The sequence below is a fragment of the Pseudomonas sp. MN1F genome, assembly GCF_009391885.1.
GTDB lineage: Bacteria > Pseudomonadota > Gammaproteobacteria > Pseudomonadales > Pseudomonadaceae > Aquipseudomonas.
This window is the reverse complement of record NZ_VZII01000044.1, coordinates 43,407-59,628: the sequence shown is the minus strand read 5'-3', so window position 1 is coordinate 59,628 and position 16,222 is coordinate 43,407. Positions and strand designations below refer to the sequence as shown.

The 16,222-nt window shown below is 63.4% G+C and carries 16 protein-coding genes and 1 tRNA gene; 7 read left to right on the top strand and 10 right to left on the bottom strand.

What is annotated here, in order from left to right; all coding sequences use genetic code 11:
* The first annotated feature begins 467 nt into the window (after positions 1–467).
* A complete protein-coding gene (locus tag F6X59_RS21940; protein ID WP_152958092.1) occupies positions 468–734 on the top strand; it encodes a hypothetical protein in 267 nt (88 codons plus the stop codon).
* A 263-nt stretch (positions 735–997) separates the two neighbouring features.
* Positions 998–2,215, top strand: coding sequence for a DUF3422 domain-containing protein (locus F6X59_RS21935; RefSeq protein ID WP_152958091.1), 1,218 nt, complete (start codon positions 998–1,000; stop codon positions 2,213–2,215).
* A gap of 28 nt (positions 2,216–2,243) precedes the next feature.
* On the opposite strand, the gene F6X59_RS21930 is transcribed toward F6X59_RS21935, so the two are convergent.
* The 6 genes from F6X59_RS21930 to F6X59_RS21910 form a co-directional block, all read right to left on the bottom strand.
* Positions 2,244–4,646 (bottom strand): DUF3772 domain-containing protein, encoded by a 2,403-nt coding sequence (locus F6X59_RS21930; protein ID WP_152958090.1) that lies wholly within the window; start codon positions 4,644–4,646, stop codon positions 2,244–2,246.
* Positions 4,647–4,702: 56 nt separating this feature from the next.
* Positions 4,703–5,755 carry a bifunctional DNA-binding transcriptional regulator/O6-methylguanine-DNA methyltransferase Ada gene (gene ada / locus F6X59_RS21925; protein WP_152958089.1) on the bottom strand — a complete coding sequence of 351 codons (1,053 nt, stop codon included), beginning with the start codon at positions 5,753–5,755 and terminating at the stop codon, positions 4,703–4,705.
* A gap of 61 nt (positions 5,756–5,816) precedes the next feature.
* Positions 5,817–6,443 carry a DNA-3-methyladenine glycosylase gene (locus F6X59_RS21920; protein WP_152958088.1) on the bottom strand — a complete coding sequence of 209 codons (627 nt, stop codon included), beginning with the start codon at positions 6,441–6,443 and terminating at the stop codon, positions 5,817–5,819.
* An 83-nt stretch (positions 6,444–6,526) separates the two neighbouring features.
* Entirely contained in the window at positions 6,527–7,687 is a 1,161-nt protein-coding gene (locus F6X59_RS21915) for an MFS transporter (protein WP_152958087.1), read from the bottom strand.
* An 89-nt stretch (positions 7,688–7,776) separates the two neighbouring features.
* On the bottom strand, positions 7,777–7,920 hold the full coding sequence (locus F6X59_RS28455) for a hypothetical protein (protein ID WP_178120124.1): 144 nt from the start codon (positions 7,918–7,920) through the stop codon (positions 7,777–7,779).
* 119 nt (positions 7,921–8,039) lie between these two features.
* Positions 8,040–9,251, bottom strand: a complete 1,212-nt coding sequence (locus F6X59_RS21910; protein ID WP_152958086.1) for an MFS transporter — start codon at positions 9,249–9,251, stop codon at positions 8,040–8,042.
* A gap of 180 nt (positions 9,252–9,431) precedes the next feature.
* Here F6X59_RS21910 and F6X59_RS21905 point away from each other — a divergent pair, with 180 nt between their 5' ends.
* Together F6X59_RS21905 and F6X59_RS21900 are read left to right on the top strand one after the other, a co-directional pair.
* Positions 9,432–10,364, top strand: a complete 933-nt coding sequence (locus tag F6X59_RS21905) for a FecR domain-containing protein (protein WP_372240485.1) — start codon at positions 9,432–9,434, stop codon at positions 10,362–10,364.
* A gap of 95 nt (positions 10,365–10,459) precedes the next feature.
* Positions 10,460–10,536, top strand: a tRNA-Met gene (locus F6X59_RS21900).
* Positions 10,537–10,600: 64 nt separating this feature from the next.
* On the opposite strand, the gene F6X59_RS21895 is transcribed toward F6X59_RS21900, so the two are convergent.
* Positions 10,601–11,212 (bottom strand): LysE family translocator, encoded by a 612-nt coding sequence (locus F6X59_RS21895; RefSeq protein WP_372240484.1) that lies wholly within the window; start codon positions 11,210–11,212, stop codon positions 10,601–10,603.
* 131 nt (positions 11,213–11,343) lie between these two features.
* Here F6X59_RS21895 and F6X59_RS21890 point away from each other — a divergent pair, with 131 nt between their 5' ends.
* Entirely contained in the window at positions 11,344–12,258 is a 915-nt protein-coding gene (locus tag F6X59_RS21890) for a LysR substrate-binding domain-containing protein (RefSeq protein ID WP_152958085.1), read from the top strand.
* Here F6X59_RS21890 and F6X59_RS21885 read toward each other — a convergent pair.
* The gene (locus tag F6X59_RS21885; RefSeq protein ID WP_152958084.1) at positions 12,198–12,782 is read right to left on the bottom strand and encodes a D-Ala-D-Ala carboxypeptidase family metallohydrolase; all 585 of its coding nucleotides are present in this window, start codon (positions 12,780–12,782) and stop codon (positions 12,198–12,200) included. The genes F6X59_RS21890 and F6X59_RS21885 overlap by 61 nt on opposite strands.
* Positions 12,783–12,849: 67 nt before the next feature.
* Between F6X59_RS21885 and F6X59_RS21880 the strand changes: the two genes are divergently transcribed.
* Both F6X59_RS21880 and F6X59_RS21875 read left to right on the top strand, forming a co-directional pair.
* Positions 12,850–13,995 carry a hypothetical protein gene (locus F6X59_RS21880; protein ID WP_152958083.1) on the top strand — a complete coding sequence of 382 codons (1,146 nt, stop codon included), beginning with the start codon at positions 12,850–12,852 and terminating at the stop codon, positions 13,993–13,995.
* Between the two features lie 253 nt (positions 13,996–14,248).
* The gene (locus F6X59_RS21875) at positions 14,249–14,938 is read left to right on the top strand and encodes an NYN domain-containing protein (protein WP_152958082.1); all 690 of its coding nucleotides are present in this window, start codon (positions 14,249–14,251) and stop codon (positions 14,936–14,938) included.
* A gap of 27 nt (positions 14,939–14,965) precedes the next feature.
* Here the strand turns inward: F6X59_RS21875 and rimI are convergent, their stop codons facing one another.
* Both rimI and F6X59_RS21865 read right to left on the bottom strand, forming a co-directional pair.
* Positions 14,966–15,421: a ribosomal protein S18-alanine N-acetyltransferase gene (gene rimI, locus F6X59_RS21870; protein WP_152958081.1), complete on the bottom strand. Its 456-nt coding sequence runs from the start codon at positions 15,419–15,421 to the stop codon at positions 14,966–14,968.
* Positions 15,418–16,206: an energy transducer TonB gene (locus tag F6X59_RS21865; RefSeq protein ID WP_152958080.1), complete on the bottom strand. Its 789-nt coding sequence runs from the start codon at positions 16,204–16,206 to the stop codon at positions 15,418–15,420. Before F6X59_RS21865 ends, rimI begins: the two co-directional genes overlap by 4 nt.
* Positions 16,207–16,222: the final 16 nt, after the last annotated feature.

Genomic DNA, 16,222 nt, shown 5'->3' with positions numbered 1-16,222 from the left:
TCATCAGGCCGACCTGGTGAAAATCAGGGCCTGCCTAACGGCAGGCCGTTACCGGCCCGCACACAAAAAATCTGACAGTCCCTAGGCGCTGAACTTCTCATGGCGAACACATGGTGGCCCTCCCCCAATCCCCAGCCATACATCCCCAAGCATTCCCTCGTAAGAAAATTCCCAACCTGAAACCAAATGCTTCAAGAGCAACCTGCTTGGGAATTATCCTACGCACTGCGCTGCCGTTTCTCTGTTGTTGAAGATCAGCATCAGGGCTAATTTCCCTGAGTCGTCAAATTCGGCGACCGGGTGTGAGAGCCCGTGTTGATCTAGCTGCAACCTCAGCGGTAGCTGTGCGCGGGCAGGACTCGTCCTGGCCGGTTTCCTAGATCACCGGTCTCTCACCCCGCGTACAGCTGCCACCCAAACCTGTGAGAGGGAATGGGCGTCAGCTCCTGACTGATCTAGGAGTAACAATGAAAAAAGTAGTCCCCGATCCACCCACCAAAATCTCTCCCCGCGCGTTCTACACCATCAACAACGACATGCCCTCGCCCGAGGCCCTGCTGTACGTTTCCCAATTGCTGCGCGGCATCGAAGACACACTGGACGAATACATCTGCGGCAATGCCGGCGAGCCTGGCATCGGGATGTTGGTCAACACCGTGCACAACGTGCAGATGGCCAGGGCGTTGAATGAGCTAGTCCTATTGCGGGATGTAGGGGAAATCACCTGGCATTGAAGCTGGGTTTACGAGTCCCTTCGCTGGCCTACGAAGGAACCCGCTCTGTCTGAACAGGATATGTCGCAATAAAGCGATTTCGAGTACACGTTTCGAATACATGTCGTCGACAGCGACACGTGGATACGCCACGCGGGCGGCGCTCGATCTCATAAGCGCTGGAGCATTCATGGCGAACATACGGCGCCCCAGTGACTTTCCCTCCCCCTCCCGAAGTCCCACTCCCTGGTACCCCCACAATCACAACACCAGGCCGGACCACCATGCACCCTCAACGCACCGCCTTGCACAACGAGTTGCACGCCCGCCCGTCGCTGTACTTCGACGGCCCGGCGCATGTCTTCCACCTGGCCCTGCTCGGCGGCGATGCCGCTTGCGCCGCGCTGCTGCAACGCTGCTGCCCGCAAGCGATCGACGCCGAGGCCGCCCAGGGCATCACGCGCCTGGATGGCCACCCGTTCAAATGGGAGCGGCACACCGAGTTCTTCACCCTGACCCTGGTGGTGCCTTGCTCGGCAGCCGACACCGAATGGCACACGCTACCGCCAGTGCTGGCCGAGGCCATCGCGCCGCAAGCGGCGCAGGTGATCAATGCCGTGCAGGTGCTGGTGCGCGACGAACAGGATCTCGACCTGCCCCGCTACGGCTTCAAAGACCCGTGCGGTTCCTGTGTCGGCGGTGGCGATGCGGTGGTGTGGAGCGATTTTCGCCTGACCGAAGATGGCACCAACCGCTTCCTGTTCATCAACCGTCGCCTCAATGCCTACCGCCAGGGCCGGATGATCCGCCGCCTGCTGGAGATCGAGACCTACCGCATGATGGCCTCGCTGACCCTGACCACGGCCAAGGCCCTGAGCCACGAGCTGGACGCCTTCGACACGACCCTGGTGCAACTGTCGGAGCGCAGCGCTGGCGGTGATGGCCACGACTCCAAGGCCCTGCTCGAAGCCATCGCCCACCTGTCGCGGCAGGTGGTCAGCCGCACGGTGAAGACCCGCCATCGCTTCGGTGCCACCCAGGCTTATGCGCAGCTGGTGTTCGAGCGCCTTGGCGAGTTGCGCGAGAGCCATGTGGGTGATTGCCAGCGCCTGGGAGTGTTCATCGAGCGCCGCTTCAAGCCAACCGTGCGCTATTGCGCGGCAACCGAGCAGCGTCTGGAACAACTGGCGAAGAACGTCGCCAACCTGGGCGACCTGCTGCAGGCGCGGGTGCAGGTGGAGATGGAAGAACAAAATGCCGGGATCCTGCGCAGCCTCAATGCCCGCGCCGATGCTCAGGTGAAGATTCAGCGGGCGGTGGAGGGGCTGTCGATCATCGCCATCACCTATTACCTGCTGAACCTTTTCAAGCTGCTGTATGGCGGGCTGAATGTGCTAGGGCTGGAGTTGACTGCGCGCAATGCGTTGCTGGGGATGGCGCCGCCAGTGCTGCTGGTGCTGTTGGTGATTTTGCTGCGAATCAGGCAGGCCAAGCAGCACTGAATTCGGGGGGGCTGTGCGCCCCCCGAAATTACGCCGACTCGTCAGCCGGACGCGAGCCTTCCTGTACCAGCACCATGCTCTGCGGCGACGACAGGGCAATCCCTTCATCGCGCAGGCGGCCAAGAATGGTGAACAGCAAGTCGCTGCGGGTGCCCGACACCTGCCGCGGCCCCGCCACATAACCACTCACACCAATGACCATGCCTGCTGAAGTCAGGTCCTTGAAGGTTACCGAACAGGCCGGCGCATCAAGGATCGCTTCATGCTCGTGATAGGCCGCCAGCAGCAAATCACGCACATGGTTGGCATCGGTCTCCAATGGCAAGGTCAGGGTGATGCCCACCACACCCAAGGCATTGCCCATGGTCACGTTGCGCACGTTCTGCGAAATGAACTGCGAGTTCGGCACGATCACCGTGGAGCGGTCGGACATCTGGATCTCGGTGGCGCGCACGTTGATCCGGCGGATATCGCCCTCGACCCCCGCCAGGCTCACCCAGTCGCCTACCTTGACCGGGCGCTCGGTCAACAGGATCAGGCCGGAGATGAAGTTCTGCACGATCTGCTGCAAGCCGAAACCGATACCGACCGACAGTGCACTGACCACCCAGGTCAGGCTGGTCAGGTTGATGCGCAGGGTCGACATCACCAGCATGGCCAGGAATATGAAGCCGAGGTAACCGACCAGGGTCACCAGCGAGGCGCGCATGCCGGCGTCCATGTCGGTTTCCGGCAGCAGTCGCTCGCTCAACCAGCGCTTGACCACGCGGATAGCGAAAAGGCCGCCGAAGAAGATCAGCACCGCCAGCAGGATGTCCTGCGGCACGATGTTGAGGTTGCCAAGCAGCTTGCCACCGGTGCCATCCCAGTCACCCAGGCTCAACAGCAACTCGCCGGGGCTGGTGCCCGACGGCATCAGCGCCAGCAATATCGCCAGGAACAGCAGCACCGTGCGGCTGATACCGACCAGGATGGTGCTGGCCTGGGCCTGGTGACGCGGCGCCAGGCCCAGGGTCGAAGCCAGTGCCAGGCCACCCGGTTGGCGTGGCGACAGCAGGGCCTCGCAGAGGTCGCTGAGGAAGGTAGTGAGCAGGTAGGCGCAGACCGCCACCACGCTGATCCACAGCAGCTTGGCCGTGAGGAAATAGGCCAGGGTCAGGTAGCCGGCGAGCAGTGCCAGTACGATCAGGCCGACCCACACCACGGTCACGAACGGGATCAGCCCGGCCCAGCCGGTCGGGCGCTCCAGGTCGTGCTTGCTCAGGGTACGGCGATAGCGCAGCAGTGCCACCGTGAAGATCACCGCCACCACCAGCGCGGTCAGGCCATTGGTGGCCACGGTCAGCGCCAGGCTGGTGCCGATCACGCTGTTGATGCGCTCCATGGTCAGCATGACCATCAGCGCCAGGGCCAGCAGCTTGGGGAACCAGCCCAGTGCACTGGCCACTTCGTCGTGAATCGGCGGCAGGCGCCAGGACGGGCGCTGCAGCATCAGCATGGCGCGGCCCAGGCCGGTGATGAAGGCGCTGAACACCACCAGGGTGAGGAAGTGATTGGTCAGGCTGGCGACATCGGAGCCCAGCTCCGAGCTGCTTTCCAGGCCCCAGCGCAGCAGCGAGACGGAACCGGAGATGGTGCCCAAGGTGGCCAGACTCACGCTCAGGGCCAAGGCACTGCGTCGCAGGCGGCCTTCTGGCAGGCGATGCACCATGATACTGGCGAGCAGACGTTCGAGCAGGCCACGCACCACGGTCCAGACCAGGATGGCCGACACCAGGCTGGTGAGGAAGAACCAGCGATGTTCGGCACTGAAGGCGCTGGCGACAGCGTCGGTGGCCTCCTCACGCAGATCACGCAGGCGTGATACGTCGTCTGAAGTAGGACGGATCAGGCTCTGCCAGAACGCCGGGCTCAGTGGCGTCGTCGCGCGGCTGAGAATCTGCGAGTTGAACTGGCTGCGGCGCAGGTTGACGATCTGTGTGGACAGGTCGCGGGCCGACTGGGTCAGCTTGACGGCCTGCTCCTGCTCGGCAACCACCGCCTTCTTCTCATCAGCCAGCTGCTGGCGCTGGCGGGTCAGCGCTTCGGCTTCGTTTGGCTGTACGGGGCCGAGGACCTTGAGCTTGTCGTCGAGTTTTTCCACATCGGCGGTGCGCAAGGCGCTCAGCGCCTCGGCCTGGCGTTGCACCTGCACGGCGGACAGGCGCAACTGCGACAGCAGGTCGTCATTGGCATTGCTGGTAACGCCCTGGCGGATCTGGTCGAGCCGATCGCTCAACTGCTCGTAGCTGGCATTTTCGTCCAGTACCGGGACTTCCGCCGCGGCCAGGCTGGACACCGGCGTGGCCGGTGCCGACCAGGCGGGTGTCGCCAGCGACAGCATCAGGGCCATGAAACCCAGGTAGAATCGGGCAAGGCTGACACGCCTCATCGAATGTTCCTCTTTACACATCGATTTGGCGGGGGATTCTACGCGGCTTCCGCCAATCAGGAGAGTGCCGTTTCTCGCGCCAGCAGTTGCCGCTTGCGCTCCACCCCCCAGCGATAGCCGCTGATGTCGCCGTCACGGCGCACCACCCGGTGGCAAGGGATGGCCACGGCAATGTGATTGGCCGCGCAGGCCATGGCCACGGCACGCACCGCCTTGGGTGCGCCGATGCGCTCGGCGATGTCGGTATAGCTGACCTGGCTGCCCACCGGCACCTCGCGCAAGGCCTGCCAGACCCGCTCCTGGAAGGCAGTGCCCTGGACATCCAGCGGCAGGCCCAGCCCCAGTGCCGGCGCCTCGACAAAGCCGACAACTTCGGCGACCAGCCGCTCATAGCCGGCATCACCGCCGATCAGGCGGGCTTTGGGGAACTGATCCTGCAACTGCTCAAGCAGCGTCTCAGGGTCATCACCCAGCAAGATCGCGCAAATGCCCTTCTCGCTCTGGGCCACCAGAATCGCCCCCAGGGAGCATTGCCCGAGAGCGAAGTGGAGAGTCGCCCCGGCGCCGCCTGCCCGGTACTCGCGGGGGCGCATGCCCAGGCGCTGGTCGGCACTTTCGTAGAAGCGGCTGTTGGAGTTGTAGCCGGCGTCGTAGATGGCATCGGTCACCGAGCTTTCCCCGTCGCCCAAGCGCTCGCGCAGGCGCCGGGCACGGAAGGCGCTGGCGTAGGCCTTGGGGGTGAGGCCGGTCTCGGCCTTGAACAGGCGGTGCAGGTGGAAGGGGCTGACGGCCAGTTGCGCGCCGAGCTGGGCGAGGCTGGGCGGGGTGTCGCTGCTTTCCAGCAGGCGACAGGCGCGGGCAATCAGATCAACGCGACGGCTTTCGCCCGGTTTGGCCATGCAGCGGCGGCAGGCGCGGTAGCCGCCGGCTTCGGCGCTGGCGGCGTCGTTGAAGAACTCGACGTTTTCGCGCTTGGCCATGCGCGATTTGCAGCCGGGGTGGCAGTACACGCCCGTGGTGCGCACGGCGTAGACGAAGTGGCCGGTGGCAGAAGTGTCACGGGACTCGACGGCTTGCCAGCGTTGGGTGTCGGTGGTGAAGGCTGTCATTGCGGTCTACCTCGACGCTTTGTTTCACCCGCGAAAGGGTCGGCAAAGCCTATGCAAAAAATCAGGCCCGCCACAGGTACCAGGCAGCCACTGTGCGGTAGGGGCTCCAGCCACCCCCGAGCGAGCGCATCTGCGCCGGGGTCGGTGCCTTTTCCAGCCCCTTGAGCCGACGATACCCCTCGCGCACGCCAAAATCGTCCACTGGCAAAATATCCGAGCGCTCCAGGCTATAGATCAACAGCATTTCGACTGTCCAGCGGCCCACGCCACGCAAGGGCACCAGGCGCTCTATCAATGCATCATCGGCAAGGCCCAACGCCTCATCCCGGCTCGGTACCACGCCCGCAAGGCTGGCCTGGGCGATACCCTGAATGGTCGCCAGCTTGCTCGCCGAAAAGCCGCACCCACGCATCACCTCGGGGCTGACCGCCAACAACTGCTCTGGCGCCGGAAACGCCTGCCCGGGGAACAGCGCCAGCAAGCGCCCAAGAATCGCCTCGGCCGCCCGTGCGTGCAGCTGCTGATAAGCAATCGCCCGCACCAGTGCTTCATAAGGTTCACGCCCAGGCGTTGCCTGATGCTGGCAGGGCCCGGTCACCTCGATATGCCGCGCCCAGTCCGGGTCCAGTGCAGCCAGGTATTCAGTGGCTTCGCGGTAGGCGGCAGGCGAAAGGTCGGCGAGGATCATCCGAAACTCCTGTGGGTTCAAGGCAGACCCAGCTTAGCCCAGCCGCTGATCGGGCAAACGCCGGATCTTGCGCCGCCAATTCCTCAGTCAGCAACAGCTCGCAACTTCCCCACCCGGCGGTACGATTGCCGGGCAAAGCACACGAACAGCCCCGCCATCAGCGCCAGCGCCATCGGCAGGCCATGCGGCGCCACATCCATCGCCGCTCCGCTCACCAGCGGCCCGACCAGGCTGCCGACGCCCCACAGCAGGCCCACGCTGGCGTTCGCCGTGACCAGGTCCTGCCCTTTGAAGCGTTGCCCGATCAACACCAACGCCAGGGTGTAGATACCGCCCGCCACCGCGCCCAACAGCACCAGCATCGGCCACAGCAGCCAGGTCACCTGCAGCAGCCAAGGCAGGGCGATGCCGATGGCCATCGCCACCAGCCCGCACACCAGGTGCAGCCCGGTACGCTCGACGCGGTCGGCCAGCCAGCCCAACGGCAGCTGGAAGACCATGTCGCCAGCGAACACCACGGTCACCATCAGCGCCGCCACGGCCACGGCAAAACCATGGCTGCTGGCATAAACCGGCAGCAGCGACAGCACCACGGCATCGAAGAACGAGAAGAACAGCACCGCCACGCACAGCGCCGGCGCCACGCGGAAGAAGCCCGCCAGGCCGAAGCTTTTCTCACCTGCTTCGCCGTGCTCGACATGGTCGTTGGGCACGGTCAGCAAGATGCACAGCAGGGCCAGGCCGTAGCCGATGGTAACCACGCCGATGATCCACGGGCTGTCGGCGCCAATCAGCGCGATCAGTGCCGGGCCAAGCACCTGGAAGCCGGTGAAACTGGTGGCATACAGGGCCATGATCTTGCCACGGTTGTGGTCCGGGCACAGCTCGTTGACCCATGACTCGCCGAGGATGATCGCGATGCCCATGCCGATGCCCAGGCCCAGGCGCAGCACCGCCAGCAGCCACAGCGTATCGAACGCCGAGTCGAGCAGGGCGATGCTCACGGTGCACAGGCTGAAGCACAGCAAGTAGATGGTGCGGCGGGTCAGGTGCCGGCAGCAGGCGTCGACCATGAACGCCGAGAGCATCATGCCCGCGGCCGGGATGGCCGAGATAATGCCGATTTCCAGGGTGCCGGCACCGGCCTCGTGCAAGCGCAACGACACCAGCGGCAGGCTGGCCCCCAGGCTGAAGCCCACTACCGAGACGGCGAACAGAAGGCCCGCCAGCAAACGCATGTTCATGTACCACTCCAGGCAAAACTGAAAAGACGTGCAGATACAGGCGCCCACACGCTCGCCGGGAAGGCGGACGACGCAGAGGCGCGGTGAAGTCAGCTCAGGGCTTGGTGTGGCGAGAAGGTGAAGGCGAACAGCACGCTGCGGCGACGCTTGAGCACCGTATCGCTCGGCCACGCACGACGCATGGCCTGAAGAGCAGGCTGGCGGGCGTGTGGGAGGGATTGGGTACGGCGCATTGCTGTGGCTACTAGGCAGGTGTTTTAGAAGAGGCGGCACTCTAGGCCAAGGTTGACCAAGTCGTCAATTGCCCGGGGGCCTTTGCCAGCGACAGGGCTGCAGAGCAGCCCCAGCGATGTCAGCGCTTACCGGTATTTGGCAGAAACACCGCCAACAAGCCGAACAACGGCAGGAACGAGCACAACCCGTACACGTACTCGATCCCGCGCAAATCAGCCAGATACCCCAGCAGCGCCGCACCAATCCCGCCAAAGCCGAACATCAGCCCGAAGAACACCCCGGCAATCATGCCCACGCTGCCCGGCACCAGTTCCTGGGCATACACCACGATCGCCGAAAACGCCGAGGCCAGGATGAAACCGATCACCACGCTGAGCACGGTGGTCCAGAACAGGTCGGCATACGGTAACGCCAGGGTGAACGGCGCCACACCAAGAATCGAGAACCAGATCACCGCCTTGCGCCCGATGCGGTCACCAATCGGCCCGCCGAAGAAGGTACCCGCCGCCACCGCGCCCAGGAACAGGAACAGATGCAGCTGCGAGCTGGCCACCGACAGGTCGAACTTCTCGATCAGGTAGAAGGTGAAGTAACTGGTGAAGCTGGCCATGTAGAAGTACTTGGAAAACACCAGCAGCCCGAGCACCACCAGCGCCGCGATCACCCGCCCGCGCGAGATGCCATGGGTGGCCTGCACCGCCTTGCGCGCCTTGGCCTGGTTCAGGTGCTCCTTGTACCAGCGGCGCAGCATCAAGGTCACGGCAAAGAAGAACAGCGCCGCCACACCGAACCAGGCTACGTGAGTCTGGCCAAACGGAATCACGATGGCCGCCGCCAGCAACGGGCCGAAGGCAGAACCGGTGTTGCCGCCAACCTGGAAGGTCGACTGCGCCAGGCCGAAACGGCCACCCGAGGCCAGCCGCGCGATCCGCGAGGTTTCCGGGTGGAAGGTCGACGAACCGATGCCGACCAGCGCCGAGGCCAGCAGAATCATCGGGAAGCTGCCAACGAAGGCCAACATCACGATCCCCACCAGGGTGCACAGGGTGCCCAGCGGCAACAGATTGGGCGTCGGCCTGCGGTCGGTGAAAAAGCCGACCCATGGTTGCAGCAACGAGGCGGTGATCTGGAAGGTCAAGGTGATCATGCCGATCTGGGCGAAGCTCAGGTCGTAGTTGGCCTTGAGCATCGGATAGATCGCCGGCAACACCGACTGAATAAGGTCGTTGATCAGGTGCGCCAAGGCGCAGAAGGCGATGATGCGCATCACCAGCGGATTGGCTTGATTCGCCGACCCGGTGCTGGCGGTGGGGGTGCTGCTGATGGCCATGGGCTTGAATTCCGTCCGCAGGTTTGGGATCCGATTATCGGGAAACAAATAGATACTTAGCTACCTTTTTTATTAACCGGGCAGCACACTTGCAAATGGTTCTCAATATATTTAGCATCCTTGGCCTACCCTCCCCCGTAATCGTTGGGCGAAACCGCCCTCACGCGAGCACACCGACCCATGAGTGCGATGCCCGCCACGCAGATGCAGGCCGATCCTCAGCAGGAAGCGCTGGTGTGGTTTTCCCGCCTGCGCCAGCCCGGCTGCGATGAAGCTGAACGCCAGGCATTCGGCCGTTGGTGCCAGGCGCCGAGCAACGCCCACGCCTATGCCGAACTGGAAGCGTGCTGGCAGCAACTTCAGGTGCCCCCCGCCCGGCCACGGCCGCGTTTGCTCAAGGTCCGCCGTAGTTACATGGGCAAGCTATTCGCCGTGGTGTTCCTGCTGCTGCTCGGCGCTTTGGCCTGTCTTTACTGGCCACTGATGCAACGCCTGGCCAGCGAACTGGCCACTGACGTGGGCGAGCGCCGCAGCGTGCGCCTGGCCGACGGTTCGACGTTACATCTGGACAGCGCCAGCGCTATGAACGTCGACCTGCGTGGGCGCATGCGCCAATTGCACCTGGTACAAGGCCAGGTGTCCCTGGAGGTAGTGCTCGATGGCCGCGCCATGGAGATTCAGGTCGACGATGCCCGTATCCAGGTGTACGGCACACGCCTGATGGTGGCGCGCCATGCCGATCAAGATGAACTGGTGGTGCTCAATGGCAAGGCCTTGGTCATCCAGGGCAGCGACCAGCGCATGGTGTCGGCGGGCGAACGGGTGACCTTCACCGATGCGCGGATCAACCCGCTGCAGAAAGTCGACGCGAAGACCGCGCAAGCCTGGCGCACCGGCCACCTCCTCGCCAGCGACATGCCCCTGGGGCAGGTCATCGAGCGCCTGGCCCGCTATCAGGGCCGCCGGGTCTGGCTGATGGATGAGCAGACCGCCTATCGACGTGTGAGTGGCGCCTTCAGCCTCGACCGCCCAGGCGAAACCCTGGCGGCACTGGCTGCCGAGCAGCATTTGCAGCTGTACGGCGTGCTCGGGCAGTGGCTGATCGTGCGCTGAAACCGGGGTAGGTCGCTAAGTTTTTGAAAGCGTGCAATTTTTTTTTGAAATGAGTGTTGACACAGGCCCATCACAAGGGAATAATGCGCCCCATCGGCTACATAGCTCAGTTGGTTAGAGCATAGCATTCATAATGCTGGGGTCCGGGGTTCAAGTCCCTGTGTAGCCACCAAACCTGAAAAGGGCTTACCGCAAGGTAAGCCCTTTTCTTTTGCCTGTCGAAAAGTCCAGCCTCCTCAACGCACCCCGGCGACCGCCACAGCCAGGCCCAGGCCGATCAGCGCGACACCAATCACACGGTCCACCAGCCGCTGCCTTGCAATCATCAGCGCACGCAACCCCGCACGGGAAAAGAACAACGCCACCAGGCTGAACCAGGCCCAGTGAGCGAACGACATGAATGCCCCGTAGGCGAAATCCACTGCCAGTGAGCTGCCCGGCCGTACCACCTGGGTGTAGGCGCTGACGACGAAGAGCATGGTCTTGGGGTTGAGCGCATTGGTTACGAAGCCTGTGCGCAATGCAGCCAGCACACCGGATTGCGCCACCTCCCCATCCAGGCTGATGTGCCCGGTATTGGTCAGTGACTGGTAGCCCAGGTAGATCAGGTAGCCCGCACCGAGCACTTTCATGACGAGGAACAGCGCCGGGCTCTGGCTGATGACCACCGCGATCCCCAGCACCGTGTACAGCACATGCACCTGCACGCCCAAGGCGATCCCCACTGCAGCAGCCAGCCCGGCCTTGCGGCCCTGTGCATAACTGCTGCGGGTGACCAGGGCGAAGTCGGCACCAGGGCTGATGACGGCCAGGAGGGTGAACAGGGCGACGGCGATGAGTTCGGTCACGGAGAAGGGCCTCGATAGACGATGAAAAAGCACAGATGCAGCTATTATCGAGCGCGCTCAGAACGTAAAAAAACGATTTAAAGTGGAGCAAATCTGATAGTTTTCCTCACACATATACAGGGCCTGCCCCGATGAAACTGCCAGCCCTCGCCGCCTTCCGCTACTTCGACATCGCCGCCGAAACCGAAAGTTTCGTCCGCGCCGCCGAGCGCCTGCATGTCACCCACGGCGCTGTCAGCCGCCAGGTGCGCCTGCTCGAGGAAAGCCTTGGCGTCGAACTGTTCGAACGGCGCAACCGGGCAATCTTCCTCACCCCCGCCGGGCGGGCATTGCATGGCACCACCCAGGCGATCTTCGAGCAGCTCGAAGGCGCCGTGCAGCGCCTGCAACAGCAGGAGCGCGACAACGTGCTGGTGCTGTCCTGCGAGCCGACTATCGCCATGCGCTGGCTGATCCCGCGCCTGCCGCGCTTCCACGCCATGCACCCGGGCCTGCAATTGCACCTGGTGGCTGCCGGGGGCCCGGTGGACTTCGCCCGCAGCGGGGTCGACCTGGCGCTACGCCGCGATGACTTCCATTGGCCACCGACGCTGCACAGCCTGAAGATCTGCGATGAGTGGATTGGTCCGGTCAGCCGTACCAACAGCGACAACCTGGACCACCAGCGCCTCCTGCACAGCAATACCCGCCCCAACGCCTGGCCCACCTGGCTGCGCCTGAGCGGGCAGCAGGCAACCCACACCGAACGCAGCGACTACGAACACTTCTACCTGTCGCTACAGGCCGCCAGCGCCGGTCTGGGCCTGGCCATCGCCTCGGCATTGATGGTGCGCGACGAACTCGACAGCGGCCAGTTGCAGGCCCCGCTCGGCTTCCTGCGCGATGGCTCGGCCTATCACCTGCTCAGCCCGCAGCCGCTGAGCGATGGCGGCAAGCGCCAGCGTTTCGCCGAATGGGTGACGAGCGAAAGCCAGGCCTGCCTCCGTCACCTGGGCTTGCTGCAGAACGACGAGTTTGAACCGCCATCACCACCCCAGGTGCGATAACCCGCCGTATCAATGTGGATGCGCCCGCTCGGATAGCGCCCCAGGCCCATGTTCCAAGCCTGGCCATGCTGCTGCCAGAAGCGGCACAGCGGATTGGGGTCGACCCAGCCCGGCAACAGGATATCGACCGCGAAAGCACGGGTATGGGCACTGCCCACGGCACCGCCCGCGCAGCGGTTGAGATCGGGGTTGCGATAGGCCGACACCACTTCAAACTGGCGCAGGAGGCCTTGCCCGTCGAGGGTATGGATCAACGACAACGTGGAACGCACTGCCGGCCAGTTGCTGGCAGGCGGCACCGCAAACGGCGAGGCATGGCACAGCTTCCAGTCCGACGCCGAACGCAGCAGCTGATGGATAGGCACCACACCATAAAGGCGCGCATCCACCAGCATCTCGCGAAACGGCCGGGTCTGATGGTCACCGGCCCACTGCGCGAACATCCACACGTCACGCGCGTCTGCCAGCGCCATTGTGCTCGACAGCACGCCTGCTGCCAGCAACAGCGCACTTGCTCTTCTCATCCCCATGCTCCCTGCCCCAGTATGAGCGCGGCCGCCAACCCGGATGGCCACTGACAAGGAGTTAAGCATGCACAAGACTGCCGCAACGAGCCTCGCCGCCCTCACCTTCAGCGGCCTGGTCATGGCGGATGCGCACATCGACCTGGGCGACGCCCAGCGCGTCACCCGCCTGTTCGCCTTCCCCAACAACTGCCACGTGATCTGCTACCGCGACTGGACGCTGGAGCAGACCGTCGAGCACTACCTGACGCAAAGCGTACGCCGCGACGGCCACGCCAACGCCCAGGTGCATGTCAGCCGTGAGCACGACCGTTTGCACGCCACCATCAGCGAGGTACCCGCCAACTATGCCGAGCCCCTGCGCAAGCTGCTCGACAGTGGCGAACTGGCCTACAACGGTGCCACCCAGCTGAACAAGGACGGCAAATGGTCCTACGACTGGTACCTGTTCCTGCCGCTGGGCATGGCCCTGCAGAACCGCCGCAGCATCGAGCTGCTGCACTTCCCGCCGGACTACTCACTGACCCAGGCTCAGGATTACCTGCGCTCCAACACCACGGACCGCTGGGCCGAGCTGCTGACCTTCAACGGCGTCGACGCCAGCCAGACCCCGGCCTACCAGACCATCATCGACATCGCCCCGATCGCCGCCCCGGCCAGCGCGGGGGATGCCCTGACAGGCACCTATGGCTACTTCAAGGACTACCAGCTGCGCATGGTCAAGGAGATGACCTTGCAAAGCGCCGCCAAACCGCTGCCGATGGTCGCCTTCGGCGCCCCGGTGCGTAACTGGATCCAGCAGCAGTACGGCCCGCAGGTGGGTGTGCTGGGTCTGGTCAGCATCAGCCCGCTACCGGGAACACAGGTGCCGGTGCTGGGCGCCAACCACCCCAGCGCGATCTGGTACGCAGCGGACAAGGACAGCCATGGCGGCGATCAGGATGCGGCCGATGCGGCAGGGCTGAAGATGATGGGGCAGGATTTGACGGCGGCCTGCTGGCAGGCGGGCATGGGGCGAAACCCTGGGGCCGAACCGAAGATGACCTTGAATGCCTGCTCGACCAAGTGGCAGGTGACGCAGAAGAAGCAGACCTGTGAGCTATTCTTCCGCACCGTGCGCAAGTACACGCCAGAGCAGGCGGCGGCGAAGTGCAATACCGGGGAGATGAGCAGAAGCCTACGGAACCTGCGCAAGCCGGTCGATCTTGAGTGAGGTGTTACGAACAATGTCACCTGCAATGCTGAGACATACATTTTAATTGCAGCCCCAAGGTGCGATGGATCCATTTTGAGCGATCATTCTCTCGCTTCAGCGATCCGGATCGGAGATGCCCGTTGACCTCCTCGGTCCCAGTGGCATAATAACTTCACTACTCAACCCCGTACGCGATGATTCAATTCGTCGGCAGTTGGGGTGAAGAAACCGGCCTAGTGCCGGTTTTTTCGTTTTCAGGGATATGCAGGCCTTGCGTACCGCGTGCTTCGTCGATGGTTACAACGTCTTCTACGGCCTGGTCGCAGGCACAAGTTTCAAATGGCTGAACCTGCCCTCTCTCATCCAGCATATCGTTCACGTAGAAGCACCAGAGAGCGAGCTGACTTCCATCGACTTTTTCACCTCAGGCGTAAAGCCGTCGCTGGCCAGCCGCGGAAGCCAGTCCAAAGAAGCTCAAGACACGTATCTGCGCGCCCTCATAGCGAAAGGCGTAGTCGTTCACTACGGCCGACATCAGCTGGAAGCACGCAATGCGCCTAGATTCATCAGCAAGGAATCACCTCCCTCGAGACTCGACCAAGTAGCCATCTGGAAGCTCGAAGAAAAAGAGACGGATGTTCACATCGCCATCAGCATGTACCGGCTCGCCTCCAGGCAAGCCAGCCTCCCGGCAGAGGAACGAGTCCAGCAGCTTGTACTGGTTTCTGCCGACACTGACATGACACCCGCGCTGAAGGCTATCAAGGAGGACTTTCCCGACTTGCGTCTTGGCGTAATCCTGCCGCACAGGGAGGGCATGAAGCGGACAACGCCAGGCTCTCTCAAAAACCACTCACATTGGATGCGGCACCTGGTAACGACTGAGGAACTTGCCGCTCATCAGTTCCCGGAGCGGGTACCTACCAAGAAAAGGCCAGCCATCAAACCCGAATACTGGTAGCCAGGCGACAAGTATCTCAGCTGGATATTAGTCCTCAAGCAGGGTACAAGCCATCACCAGCGCATCTTCACGCCCACCCGCAACCGGGTAATAGTCACGACGCCTGCCGATCTCATTGAAGCCATAACGCTCATACAAGCGATAAGCCGACTGATTACTGGCCCGCACCTCCAGGAAGCACTCACGGCCATTGAGCTGGTAGGCCCGCGCCATCAGGTGCTCAAGCAGCTTCAGCCCCAGCCCACGCCCCTGATTCTCGGGTTTGACGGTAATGTTGAGCAGGTGCGCCTCGTCGATGATCACATTGATCACCCCATGACCGACCTGCTGCTGCCCATCGAACATCAGCCACACTTCGTAAGATTTGAGCGCATCCTGAAAAATCCCGCGGGTCCAGGGATGGCTGAACGCGGCATATTCGATCTTAAGCACGGCATCCAGATCCGCCTCGGTCATCGGGCGGAAACTGATCGAGTCACTCATTCAACGCTCTTCCAGCGCGCCATCAGCTGGCGCATCGCTTGCCAGACGTCCGCCTTGCGCTGCGGCTCGTCCATCAACAGTTCAAGGCCCGGCAAAGCCCAGGCATCGCCCAGGCCATCGACCTTCAGTACTTGGTAATAAGTTGCATCGTCGGCGCCGGCCGCGTAACGCATGGCCGGCAAGCCGATCAGCCACAGCACGCTGCAGGGGGTTTCTTCGAGGCGCGCCTGGATGAAGCCCTGGACAAAATCACGTGCGGCATCCGGGCCCTGGTCCATGTTGCCACGCACCAGCAACGGCCAGCGCACGGGCTCGCCGATGATCTGCGGCGCATCGGGCAGGCCGGCGGCACGCAGCATGTCCTTGAGCAGCAGATAGGACGGATCGCGACTCTGGAAAGGCTGACCGGTAGCCAGCTCGACCAGCAGCAGGCAGCTACCGGCGCGCAGCAGTTGCAACGAGAAGCGCGGTGGCGGCACCGGGGCCGGGCGCGGCGCGGGGGCCTCTTCCTCGGCTTCGACTGGCTTGGCAGCGACCTTGGGCGTGCTGCCCGGGCGCGGAATCTCGATTTTCGGGCGCTCGCCGGAGCGGGCCTGGGGCGCGGCCGGGGCCTCGCTGGCCACCGGCGCGGAGGGCCGAACCTCGAAATCGACGTCCTCTACCGGCGCTTGCGGCAACAGCAGCTCGGGGCGCGACGGCGCGGCGAACGGCAGTTCGGCGCGCGGCAGCCAATGCACCACTTGCATGGCGGAAAGGTAGGCGCGGCGGCGGGGTTCGGTCAGCAAGGCTCGGGGATCCGGG